Genomic DNA, 10837 nt, shown 5'->3' with positions numbered 1-10837 from the left:
CCCTACTCGAAGCGCAATGCATCGATCGGATTGAGACGGGAGGCCCGGTGTGCGGGGTAGAGCCCGAAAAACACTCCGACAAAGGCAGACGCGCCAATGGCGATGGCCACGATAACCGGGTCGATAACAATATCGAGCTGGCCGACTTCAGCATAGACAAGCGTCCCCCCGACCCCGACCACGAGCCCGGCAAGGCCACCAATGACGCACAATACGATGCTCTCGATCAGGAATTGGTTGCGGACATCCGCACGCCTTGCCCCGACGGCCAGGCGCAGCCCGATTTCGCGGGTACGCTCGGTCACCGAGACCAGCATGATATTCATGATCCCGATCCCGCCGACCAGCAGGACGATCCCAGCCCCGACCGCCAGGAGCAGACCAAGCTGGCTTTCCGTCTCATTGCGGGCGCGGATGAATTCGGCCAGTGAACCGACGGCGAAATCATCCTCGGCGCCGGGCTGGATCTCACGGCGGATACGCAGCAGGTCTTCGATATCAGCGATCACTCGCGAGGTGGATTCGCCCGGTGCGATATCGGCATAAATGGTCGAGACTGCATCGCGCACCGTCGCGCTCATACCGGCCCCGAAACGCTGGCGGACCGTCGACAGGGGCGCGAAAACCACATCATCCTGGTCCTGCCCCCAGGAGGTCTCGCCCTTGCGCTCGAGCGTGCCGATCACCTCGAAGGGCTGGCCTCCAATGCGGATGGCCTGACCCAGCGGGCTGGCCCCGTCGAACAATTCCTGGACGATGGTCTGCCCGACCACGACATAGCGCCGTCCCGACACATCCTCGGCACCGGAAAAGGCGCGCCCCTCGGCGATGACCCAGCCGCGGGCCGAGAAATAGTCGGGATTCACGCCCTGGATCCGCGAGGTCCAGTTGATGCCGCCAAAGACCAGCGTGGTGCTAGCCGAAACTTCGCCGGACACGCCGGCGAGGCCGGCGATTTCCGTCCGGATCGCGACCACATCACCATCCGTCATCGGATCGGCCGAGCCGGCACCGCCGCGGCGTCCGCCAAACATCGAGGAGCCCGGCCGGATGATCAGAAGATTGGCGCCGAAACTGGCGATCTGCGCCTCGACCGCCTGTTTGGTGCCTTCACTGATCGACACCAGGACGATGACCGAGGCGACGCCGATAATGACGCCGAGCATGGCCAGCGCGCTGCGCAAGGCGTTGATGCGAAGCGCGGTCAGCGCAACGCGCAGGGATGCCAGGGCATTCATGAGCGGTCCTCCACAATCACGCCATCGCGAAACACGATCTGGCGGCGGGCATGATCGGCAACTTCCTGCTCATGGGTCACGAGGATTACCGTGATCCCTTCACGGTTGAGCTGGTCGAAGATCGCCATGATGTCGGCAGAGGTCTTGGTATCGAGCGCCCCGGTCGGCTCGTCGGCAAGCAGGATTTTCGGGTCATTGACCAGCGCCCGGGCGATGGCGACGCGCTGTTGCTGGCCGCCGGAGAGCTGAGCCGGATGATGATCGGTGCGCTCCCCAAGTCCGACCTGTTGCAGGCGCGCCATGGACCGCTTGACGCGTTCGGCGTGCGGCAGACCGGAATAGATCAGCGGGAGGGCGGCATTTTCCAGTGCGCTGGTGCGCGGCAGGAGATTGAATTGCTGGAAGACGAATCCGATCGTGCGATTGCGAAAGCGCGAGACCGCATCCGGCCCCAGCGCCCGCACATCCTCACCGGCAATGCGCAACTCGCCCGAAGTCGGCTGATCGAGGGCACCGAGCAAATTCATCAGGGTCGACTTGCCCGAACCGGACGTCCCCATGATGGCGACATATTCGCCCGCCTCGATATCCAGCGAGACGCCATTGAGCGCGTGCACGACCTGATCCCCCATCTCATAGGTCTTGACCAGATCACGACACTCGATCAGCGCCGACATTATTCCCGCACCTCGCGAGCGCGCGTGATCACGGCATCTCCGGCCTCGAGCTCACCACCTACAACCTCGGTCTGCTGGGTGTCATTGATGCCCACCCGGACACGTCGCTCAACGAGGGCGCCATCATCCTCAAGCACCCAGATCGTGACCGAGCGGGTTTCGCGCATTTCGCGCTGCATCTCGCGATACGCGGTCATCTGTTCGGGCGTGAAAATGCCCTGCAACTCGCGGCCAATCTCCGCCTGGGCGGCTTCGCGGTCCGGCGTTTCGCCGGCCTGGGCAGCCGCCGCCATGCGTCCGAAGACCTGCCGGAAGATCGCTCCGGCGCGTTCCTGCTGGTCCGGCGTCAAGTCCAGGCGCTCAGCCATTTGCGCCATCGGGTTGCCACCCCGGCGCCCGCCGCCAGGTCCGCCGCGCCCCCCTTCCCCGCCGCTTTCCACCGGTCGGGCCCGGCTTTCCAGCGCCGGAGACGGACGGAAGCGAAGCGCCGCATTCGGCACGGTCAGCACGCCGGAACGTTCCCCGGTAATGATGTCCATATTCGCCGTCATGCCGGGTAGAAGCCGTTGGCCCGGGTTGGCGGCCGAGATGACCACCGTATAAGTCACCACATTGTTCAGCGTCTGCGGTGCGAGGCGGATCTGGTCGACCACGCCGGTCAGTTCAAGACCGGGATAGGCATCGACGGTAAAGGCGACCGGCTGACCTTCTGCGATCTGGCCGATATCGGCTTCATCGACCTGGGCGTCGATCTGCACCTGTCCCAGATCCTGGGCGATGGTGAAGAGGGTCGGCGCTGACAAGCTGGCCGCCACCGTCTGGCCTTCATCGACCGCCCGGTCGACAACGATACCATTGATCGGCGCGCGAATGGTTGTGCGTTCGAGATCGATCTGCACGCCTTCCATGGTCGCGTCGCGTTGGGCCAGCACGGCCTGGGCATTGCGGATCTGGGCATCCGACACGGCCAGATTGGCCTGGGCGGCCTCATGCGCGGTCAGGGCATTGTCCAGGGCCGACTGGGCCGAAATGCCCCGGTCGAACAAGGCCTGGATGCGCTCATATTCCTGCCGGGCCGAGCGGGCATTGGCCTCCGCGGTCAGGCGATTGGCGCGCTGCAACGACAGATTGGCTGCCGCCGTGGCACGATTGGCCTCGGCCTCGCGAATGCGGGTTTCATAGGTTTCCGGATTGAGCTGGGCGATGATCTGCCCCGCCTCGACCGTGTCGTTGAAATCGACAAAGAGCGTTTCGATCTGACCGGACAGCTGGGAGCCGACCTCGACCGTGACCAGGGCCCGCACGGCACCGGAGGCCGACACGATCCGGCGCACTTCGCCCTCTGCGACTGTTTCGGTCTCGATGACCACTTCGCCGGCCGCGTCACCGCCGCGAGACATCCACCACCAGCCGGCCGCAACCAGCACAAGAAGACCGGCCGCACCGATCCAGATCCGTTTTGTCGACATCATGCCTGCCAATTGGCCCCCGAGCCTGTTCCTTCTGTGACACGAGCCGGAAGCTCCGATCCGTCGCCACACCTGCAGCCTTCATGCATCTAGGCCGAAGGCAAGCATCATCCAGTTCGGCATGTAGCGCGCGACCGCCGGAAAGGCTAATGAGGATTATGCATGCCAGAGGGGCCAGGAATGTTTGAAGAATTGCAGGCCCTGCTCGATCTGCCCGGCATGGACATCGCGATCCGCCTCGCACCGGTCGTCTGGGGTGTGATCTGGGTCCTGCTGACGGTCCTGCTCTGGCGCGGCGGGTTCACCGATCTGGTCGAGAAGCTGACGCGGCCCCGATGGGCCGGACCGGAACGGGTACACGCCGTGATGATGATGCCTCTGCGCGCGCTCTTGCTCTCGGGCGTGGCGGCCATTACCGGCGTCGCGACGACGCTGGGCATCGGTTTCAATGTCGCGATTGTGCTGGGCGTCGTTCAGGCCATTCGCGCCGGAGGCTGACCGCATGACCCTGATCGACAGCGTGCAACTGCTCGCCGCCTATCATGCGACCCTGCTCGCCCTCTTTCTGTTGCTGCGCCGGGTCTCGCCCAGCCTTGGCCTGCTTTGTCTGGTCTTTGCCGCCCACATGTTGGCCAATCTGGTCACCGGTCATGCCGCCCTGCCACAGAGCGCCGACATCACCAGCGCCTTTGGCCTGCTCTACGGGCCGGGCCTGTGGCTCTTCGTGCGCGGGCTTTGCTATCGTGACGCCCGGCCGGGCTGGCGTGATCTCCTGCACGCCGTACCGGCGCTCCTGGTCATCGTCTTCCGCCCGCCCGATCCGCTGCCGCAGCTCGCCGGCCTGCCCCTTCTTGTCGGCTACCTGGTCGCCATCGCCCTTGCCTTGCGGGAACACCAGCGCCTGACCGGCCAGGTCCGCGCCGATGACGACAGGGTCCATCTGCGCTGGGTGCGTCATGTCTTCTATGCCTTTGTTCTGATCGCGGCCTTCGACATCGTCCGCTCAACCTTCGCCGCACGCCTGCCGTCGCTCGACGATGCCGGTCTGGCGATCGTGCTGGTCGCGGTGACAGCCCTCCTCTCGGCCATGGCCTGGCGCACACGCGATCATGTCCGCGCCCGCGGTGCCTTGTCGCCGAAAGGGCTGGAAGCGGGCCGTGCGGGTGCGGCCTCCCGGTCCGAGCCTGACAATGCCGACGCGCTGGACGATTTCGCGCGCATAGACCGGATCGTGCGCGAACGGGAATTATGGCGCGAGCCGCGTCTCTCCCTCGCCGACATCGCGCGCGAAGCCGGCGGCACAAGCCGCGACGTCTCCCGGGCCGTCAATGCCGGCAGCGGGCAGAGTTTCTCGGCCTATGTGAACGGGCTGCGCGTGGACGCGGTTGACGCCATGATGGCCGATCCGGACCGGGCGAGCGAGACGCTGCTCACCCTCGCCTTCGAGGCCGGTTTCAATTCCAAATCCGCCTTCAATCGACTCTATCGCCAGCTGCGCGGGGAGACACCCAGCCGGGCCTTTGCCCGGGCGGAGACCCGGCGTGCCGGATCGGGCTGAGGTCCCAATTCATGTCCGGTCCGTCCCATATCCTGATCCGGGACGACCCGATTGATCCGGGCGGGCAGACACAGGGTCCCAATTCGCTGAACCGAAGGACCCCAGCATGACTTTCAACGCTCCCCTGAACAGCATCGCCCTCGCTGCCGCCGCCATCGCGCTGACCGCCTGCGCGACCGCGCCGAGCCCGGCCCAGACCGGCCCCGAAGCCGCACCGTCCATAGCCCGTTTCGGGGAAAGCCTCGCAACGATCCGTCCAATGCTGGACGCGGCCTGTGACACGCTGACCATCCGCGAATTGCCGCTCGAAGAAATGCCGGTGGCGCAGACCAGCCACGTCCAGGCTGATTGCACGGGCCTCGACCATGCCGGCGCCCCGCGCGAGGCCGAATTCGTCTTCGCCGATGATGCCCTGGCCTTTGTCTGGGTGCTGACCGAAGCGGCCGAGGCCGATGGCCTGCGTGCCGCGCTTGAAGCCGCCCACGGCGCGCCGAGCCACGACTTGCCGCCGGCCACCGCCTTCACCCAGGCCCATATGGCCCTGCGTCATGACACGCCGGAACTCCTCTACTACGGCGGACATGTCGCGCCGATGTATCAGGGCTGGTTTGACCAGATGGCCTCGCAATTCGCGGACTGATCCTGCATCCGGGTTCTGGACGGGCGCGGATGGAAGGCGTCTAAAGAAGTCTTCCATTTGCCCGTCCGACCCGAAAGACCCGACCCATGAGCGAGCTGCCACCCTGCCCGAAATGCGACTGCCAATGGACCTATGAAGACGGCGCCCTGCTGGTCTGTCCGGAATGCGCGCATGAATGGTCCGCCGACGCAGCGGCCGCCGGTGAGGCGGCCGAGACCGGCAAGGTCTGGCGCGACGCCAATGGTACCGAACTGGCCGATGGCGACACCGTGACCGTGATCAAGGACCTCAAGATCAAGGGGACCAGCCAGGTCGTGAAAGTCGGCACCAAGGTGAAGAATATCCGCCTTGTCGACGGCGATCACGACATTGACTGCCGCATTGATGGCGTGGGTCAGATGGGGCTGAAGACCGAGTTCGTGAAGAAGGTCTGACAGCTCTACATTACAGGAAATTTACTTCACCTCGCCGCCGCAGGCTCTACATGTGGCCCGACATGAATTGGTAAGGTGGGAGAGACTTATGCCACGCATGCTTGCGGCGACCCTTGCGGTTGCCCTGTCCTGGACCGGGCTGGCTTCGGCCCAGGTCCCGGACGTCGACATTCCCTATGAAAGCTTCGAGCTCGACAACGGCCTGACCGTCGTCGTGCACGAGGATCGCAAGGCCCCGATCGTCGCGGTCAGCATCTGGTACGGGGTCGGCTCCGGCTCCGAGCCGGTCGGCAGCACCGGCTTCGCGCACTTGTTCGAACACCTGATGTTCAACGGGTCCGAAAACTATAATGACGACTATTTCGGTCCGTTCGAGGATGTCGGTGCGACCGGCATGAACGGCACCACCTGGTTCGACCGCACCAATTATTTCCAGACCGTGCCGACGCCGGCCCTGGAAATGGCATTGTGGATGGAATCCGACCGCATGACCCACCTTCTGGGCGCGGTGGACCAGGAGCGCCTCGATGAACAGCGCGGCGTGGTCCAGAATGAAAAGCGCCAGGGTGACAACCAGCCTTACGGCATGGTGGAATACTCCCAGCTGCGCGCCCTCTTCCCGGAAGGTCATCCCTATGCCCACTCCACGATCGGCTCGATGGACGACCTCGATGCCGCCTCGCTGGAAGATGTGCAGGACTGGTTCCGCCAGTATTACGGTGCCTCCAATGCTGTCCTGGTCCTGGCCGGCGACATCAATGCCGAGGAAGCCCGTCCGCTGGTCGAGCGCTATTTCGGCGACGCCCCGGTCGGCCCGCCGCTGAACCGGATCAATGAGTGGATCCCGGAACGCCGCTACGACACCACCGAGGTGCTCTATGATGACGTGCCGCAATCACGCATCTACCGGACCTGGGTTGTCCCGGGCCGCATCACGGCCGAGCGCGCGGACCTGCAGCTCTTCGCCACCGTTCTCGGTGGTGGCCGCACCTCGCGCCTCTATCAGGACTTTGTCTTCGGACGCCAGGTCGCAACCAGCGCCTTCGCCTATGTCGAAGCGCACCAGCTGGCCAGCCAGTTCCATATCCAGGTCACCCTGAATCCGGGCGAGGATGTCGAAGCCGCTTCGGCGCGCATCGACGAGATCGTTGCCGAGCTTCTGGCCGAAGGCCCGACCGATGAGGAAGTGGAAACCGCCCAGACCCGGATCAATGCCGGTGTCGTGCGGGGTCTGGAACAAATCGGTGGCTTTGGTGGCAAGGCCGTCACGCTCGCCGAAGGCGCGCTTTATGCCAATGATCCGGCCTTCTGGCGCACCCATCTGGAGCGTCTCAACAACGCCACACCGGACAGCATCACCGAGACGGCCAATGAGTGGCTGACCACGGGTTCGCACGAAATCACCGTGCTGCCCTTTGGTGATTATGCCAGCGTCGAAACCGATGCCGACCGCTCGGCCCTGCCCGTCGTCGCCTCGACGCCGGAACTGGTCTGGCCGACGGTGGAGACCGCCGAATTGTCCAATGGTGTCGATGTCGTCTTCGTGCGCCGCGACGCCGTACCGGTGGTCGAGATGCAGATGGTCTTCGACAGCGGTTATGCCGCTGACAGCGTCGAGGGTGGCCAGCTGGGTCTGACCAGCTTCACCATGAACATGCTGGATGAAGGCGCTGGCCGGATGGACGCCACGGACATTGCCGCGCGGGCTGAAAGCCTGGGCGCCAACCTGTCCACGGGTGCCGGTCTCGACACCGCCGCCGTCAGCCTCTCGGCCTTGCGCACCAATCTGCGCCCCTCGGTGGAGCTGATGGCCACGGTCATCACCGATCCGAGCTTCCGCGACGAGGACATTGAACGTGTCCGCTCGCAGACGCTGAATGGCATCCAGCAGGAAATGGCCAACCCGATCTCGATCGCGCTGCGCCTGCTGCCGCCGGAAATGTATGGTGATGGCCATGCCTATTCGGTGCCCTTCACCGGTTCGGGTACACCGGAAGCCGTTGCCGGTTTCACGCGGGACGACCTGCTGGCCCACCAGGCCACCTGGTTGCGTCCGGACAATGCCACCCTGTTCATCGTCGGCGATACGACGCTGGACGAGGTGACGCCGATCCTGGAGCGGGCCTTCCGCAACTGGCGCGCACCGTCGACCCCGCTTCCGGCCAAGAATCTGGCCGAAGCGTCCAATGCCGACAGCGCCCGGGTGATCATCGTTGATCGTCCGAACTCGCCGCAATCGCTGATCCTGGCCGGCCTGATCGGCCCGTCCGGCTCGGTCGATAATCCGGAAGTCTATGCGGCCATGAATGACGCCATCGGCGGTTCCTTCTCGGCCCGGGTCAACATGAATCTGCGCGAAGACAAGGGTTGGTCCTACGGTGCCCAGACCCTGCTCTGGGGTGCCCGCGGACAGCGGCCCTGGATGGTCTATGCGCCGGTCCAGACCGACCGGACCTCGGACTCCCTGGCCGAGCTGCTGCGCGAGTTCAACGAGTTCACCTCCACCAATCCGGCCACGCCGGAGGAGCTGGAGCGCTCGGTGAACAACAACACCCGCTCGCTGCCGGGCCAGTTCGAGACGGCCTCGTCCGTCCGCAACTCGCTCGTCTCCAGCCATAATCTGGGTCGTGACTGGAATTATCCGGCCACCCTGACCGAGCGCTATCGCGCGCTTGATCTCGACGAAGTCCGGGCTGCCGCCCAGGAAGTCGTGCACCCGGAACAGCTGGTCTGGCTGATCATCGGCGACGCCGCCGAGATCGAAGCCGGCATCCGCGAGCTGGACATGGGTGAGGTGGAAGTCCGCCTCATGGGTCAATAGCCTACACGACGGATCGCACCTGATCCCGACAGAAAGACGGGCGCCGGAGATCTCTCCGGCGCCCGATTTCTTTGGGCCGAACTGTAATCGCGATCAGCCGTGAATATTATGCCGTGTCACACGACCGGCTCTGACCTAGGTGCGAAAGCGCGCTTCATGCAGGGTCGTGCCATAGGCCAGACCGGCATCGACATCCCAGCACCCGGCCGACACGGTGAAACGATAGGACCGACCCGGCGGAATGGTCACGCCTGAGGGCAGGCGATTGAGTCCATAGCTCATCGCCGAACAATCCGAGATCAGCACCGCGGTCAGCGTGTGCCGCGACTGGTTGACGATATCGATCGCCCCGGTCGGCTCACCCGGCCGCACCAGAGGTCCCCCGGTAATCGTGCTGCAGGCCGAAACCAGACTGACACACGCCACCACCATGACTGCCCGCAACCACTGCATCGCTCTCTCCCCTGTTGAAGACAGGGCAGATTTCAGCCGATTGGGCGCAAAAAGGGAATACCCGGTTCGGGGGAGAGGCGATCATGCCGGGAGAAAGCCTCAGCGGCATTTTCAGCCCGGGAGCAGGCGCGCGGATAGACAAAAGAGGGCGGACCCGCCACGCGAGACCCGCCCCCATAAACTCAATTCGATCAGCCTAGAACGCCCCGCGCGCCTGAGCCACGCCGCCGTCAACAACCACGGTGGACCCAACCACATAATCCCCGGCCCGCGAGGCCAGGAAGATCGCGGCACCGGCCATGTCCGACGGCTCGCCAACCCGGCCGGATGGCACGCCCTTCGAGACCATGTCGGCATGGTCGCGCGCCACCTTGTTCATGCTGGAGGCGAAAGCGCCCGGCGCGATCGCGGTGACATTGATGTTCTCCTTGGCCATCTCCATGCCCAGACGCTTGGTCAGATGGATGATGCCGGACTTGGACGCGGCGTAGGAATAGGTCTCCATCATGTTGACCGAGAGCCCGTCGATGGAGGCGATATTGATCACCTTGGCCGGTTGTTGCGGGGAGGCCGCCGCCTTGAGGGCGTCATGCAGGGCCTGGATGAGGAAGAAAGGCGTTTTGACATTGAGGTCCATGACCTTGTCCCAGCCGCTCTCGGGAAACTCGTCAAGCGGCGCCCCCCAGGCGGCCCCGGCATTATTGACCAGAATATCGAGTTTGCTCTCATGCTCGAGATATTTCGCCGCCAACGCCTGGGCGCCATCCGCGCCGGAGGCGTCACCCGGCAGGGCGATACAGGTGCCGAACTCGGACAGGCGCTCGGCCGTGGCCAGACATTCCGGCGCCTTGCGCGCCGTGATGTAGACCTTGGCACCCGCACGCACATAACCCTCGGCGATCATCTCGCCTATGCCGCGCGACCCACCGGTAATCAGGGCCACCCGGCCCTCAAGGCTGAAAAGATTGTCAAACATGTCGGAGACCTCCCGCTTGTATCTCTTGATTTTCTGGCCAGAGGCGTAGCGGGGATACGCGCCACTGTCGAGGGTTCGGTATGGGATGAGCGGCATTCATCGATGAAAGGGGCCAGATGGTACGCGCACCGGTCCACCTTCCTTCGACCGGGCACGAAACTGTCCGCGCGTATCCCCGCCCTACGCCACAATCACCGCCATCCTGACGAAAGTCAGGACCCAGTCTTGCAGGCGCGATTTTGCCAATCTTGGCAACAGCTTGCGTCGCAGACTGGGTCCCGGCCTGCGCCGGGATGACGGTGTGTGGGGCGGGTTTTGAAGAAAACTTATCCGCACCCTCTCCACCCCAAGCGATAATGGCTTCGGTTTTCGGGACGGGAGGCGCGAGCTCAGTCACTTGTGCCCGGAAGCGAGCGGAGCCTGTCCGCGCTTTGGATGTGACAATCCGAAGCTCCGGCAGGGCGTGCGATCAGGTCGCGGGGCACTAAACGACCGACCCCATCTACCTGGCGTGTTGGAATCGGGGTGGAGACAGCCCGGGAAAACTCCGCGGACGGGATGTCGGCGATGT

At 64.4% G+C, this 10837-nt stretch carries 10 protein-coding genes; 5 read left to right on the top strand and 5 right to left on the bottom strand.

The window, feature by feature from the left end:
• Nucleotides 1–2: 2 nt before the first annotated feature.
• From Q0X62_RS05100 to Q0X62_RS05090, 3 genes are read right to left on the bottom strand one after another with little or no spacing between them, the layout of a single operon-like run.
• On the bottom strand, nt 3–1238 hold the full coding sequence (locus tag Q0X62_RS05100; protein WP_297732395.1) for an ABC transporter permease: 1236 nt from the start codon (nt 1236–1238) through the stop codon (nt 3–5).
• Entirely contained in the window at nt 1235–1915 is a 681-nt protein-coding gene (locus tag Q0X62_RS05095; RefSeq protein WP_297732393.1) for an ABC transporter ATP-binding protein, read from the bottom strand. The genes Q0X62_RS05100 and Q0X62_RS05095 overlap by 4 nt, the downstream gene beginning before the upstream one ends.
• Complete coding sequence (locus Q0X62_RS05090; RefSeq protein WP_297732391.1) at nt 1915–3384, bottom strand: efflux RND transporter periplasmic adaptor subunit; 1470 nt, start codon at nt 3382–3384, stop codon at nt 1915–1917. Before Q0X62_RS05090 ends, Q0X62_RS05095 begins: the two co-directional genes overlap by 1 nt.
• A 180-nt stretch (nt 3385–3564) precedes the next feature.
• Between Q0X62_RS05090 and Q0X62_RS05085 the strand changes: the two genes are divergently transcribed.
• The 5 genes from Q0X62_RS05085 (at nt 3565) to Q0X62_RS05065 (ending at nt 8837) form a co-directional block, all read left to right on the top strand.
• Entirely contained in the window at nt 3565–3882 is a 318-nt protein-coding gene (locus Q0X62_RS05085) for a hypothetical protein (protein WP_297732389.1), read from the top strand.
• A 4-nt stretch (nt 3883–3886) separates the two neighbouring features.
• The gene (locus tag Q0X62_RS05080) at nt 3887–4942 is read left to right on the top strand and encodes an AraC family transcriptional regulator (RefSeq protein ID WP_297732387.1); all 1056 of its coding nucleotides are present in this window, start codon (nt 3887–3889) and stop codon (nt 4940–4942) included.
• Nucleotides 4943–5048: 106 nt separating this feature from the next.
• Nucleotides 5049–5582 carry a hypothetical protein gene (locus Q0X62_RS05075; RefSeq protein ID WP_297732385.1) on the top strand — a complete coding sequence of 178 codons (534 nt, stop codon included), beginning with the start codon at nt 5049–5051 and terminating at the stop codon, nt 5580–5582.
• An 86-nt stretch (nt 5583–5668) separates the two neighbouring features.
• Complete coding sequence (locus Q0X62_RS05070) at nt 5669–6016, top strand: zinc ribbon domain-containing protein YjdM (protein ID WP_297732383.1); 348 nt, start codon at nt 5669–5671, stop codon at nt 6014–6016.
• Between the two features lie 88 nt (nt 6017–6104).
• Nucleotides 6105–8837: a pitrilysin family protein gene (locus Q0X62_RS05065; protein WP_297732381.1), complete on the top strand. Its 2733-nt coding sequence runs from the start codon at nt 6105–6107 to the stop codon at nt 8835–8837.
• A 135-nt stretch (nt 8838–8972) separates the two neighbouring features.
• Here the strand turns inward: Q0X62_RS05065 and Q0X62_RS05060 are convergent, their stop codons facing one another.
• Nucleotides 8973–9290 (bottom strand): hypothetical protein, encoded by a 318-nt coding sequence (locus Q0X62_RS05060; protein ID WP_297732379.1) that lies wholly within the window; start codon nt 9288–9290, stop codon nt 8973–8975.
• A gap of 196 nt (nt 9291–9486) precedes the next feature.
• The gene (locus tag Q0X62_RS05055; protein WP_297732377.1) at nt 9487–10266 is read right to left on the bottom strand and encodes an SDR family oxidoreductase; all 780 of its coding nucleotides are present in this window, start codon (nt 10264–10266) and stop codon (nt 9487–9489) included.
• Nucleotides 10267–10837: the final 571 nt, after the last annotated feature.

It is taken from the genome of uncultured Maricaulis sp. (assembly GCF_947259345.1).
Classification (GTDB): Bacteria; Pseudomonadota; Alphaproteobacteria; order Caulobacterales; family Maricaulaceae; genus Maricaulis.
Note: the sequence above shows the minus strand (reverse complement) of the source record. Positions and strands in the feature narration are given on the sequence as shown.

Bases quoted from the DNA above. Each gene is read 5' to 3' on its own strand.
- Q0X62_RS05060 (WP_297732379.1), bottom strand. From the start codon at position 9,290: ATGCAGTGGTTGCGGGCAGTCATGGTGGTGGCGTGTGTCAGTCTGGTT.
- Q0X62_RS05075 (WP_297732385.1), top strand. From the start codon at position 5,049: ATGACTTTCAACGCTCCCCTGAACAGCATCGCCCTCGCTGCCGCCGCC.
- Q0X62_RS05100 (WP_297732395.1), bottom strand. From the start codon at position 1,238: ATGAATGCCCTGGCATCCCTGCGCGTTGCGCTGACCGCGCTTCGCATC.
- Q0X62_RS05090 (WP_297732391.1), bottom strand. From the start codon at position 3,384: ATGTCGACAAAACGGATCTGGATCGGTGCGGCCGGTCTTCTTGTGCTG.
- Q0X62_RS05065 (WP_297732381.1), top strand. From the start codon at position 6,105: ATGCCACGCATGCTTGCGGCGACCCTTGCGGTTGCCCTGTCCTGGACC.
- Q0X62_RS05055 (WP_297732377.1), bottom strand. From the start codon at position 10,266: ATGTTTGACAATCTTTTCAGCCTTGAGGGCCGGGTGGCCCTGATTACC.
- Q0X62_RS05095 (WP_297732393.1), bottom strand. From the start codon at position 1,915: ATGTCGGCGCTGATCGAGTGTCGTGATCTGGTCAAGACCTATGAGATG.
- Q0X62_RS05085 (WP_297732389.1), top strand. From the start codon at position 3,565: ATGTTTGAAGAATTGCAGGCCCTGCTCGATCTGCCCGGCATGGACATC.
- Q0X62_RS05070 (WP_297732383.1), top strand. From the start codon at position 5,669: ATGAGCGAGCTGCCACCCTGCCCGAAATGCGACTGCCAATGGACCTAT.
- Q0X62_RS05080 (WP_297732387.1), top strand. From the start codon at position 3,887: ATGACCCTGATCGACAGCGTGCAACTGCTCGCCGCCTATCATGCGACC.